The sequence below is a fragment of the Citrobacter sp. TBCS-14 genome, from assembly GCF_005280805.1.
Classification (GTDB): Bacteria; Pseudomonadota; Gammaproteobacteria; order Enterobacterales; family Enterobacteriaceae; genus Citrobacter; species Citrobacter gillenii.
On record NZ_SZWM01000407.1, the window covers coordinates 1 to 291 of the forward strand.

The window sequence follows — 291 nt, forward strand, 5'->3', positions numbered from 1 at the left end:
AGTTGTTTAACACGTGCTGCCAGGATGATGAGGAACGGAGCCAGCATCATGACGCGCAGCATTTTAGCAATGACGGCTGCGTTTTCAGCTTCCGGGGTGATTGCATGCCCGGCAGCAACAACCTGTGCGACTTCATGCATCGTGGAGCCAATATAAATCCCGTAGGTTTCCGGGCTAAACCAGTGCGCCAGTAGCGGGTACATTGCCGGGTACAGGAAGATAGCAATGGTCCCGAAGATAACCACGGTAGCAACGGCGACCGTTACCTTACTGGCTTCTGCTTTCACCACC

General features: G+C 54.0%; 1 protein-coding gene. It reads right to left on the reverse strand.

Annotated elements, in window-relative coordinates; translation table 11 throughout:
• Positions 1-291 (reverse strand): putative sulfate exporter family transporter (locus tag FDX22_RS15820; RefSeq protein WP_146717441.1); only part of this gene is annotated, 291 nt, incomplete at both ends.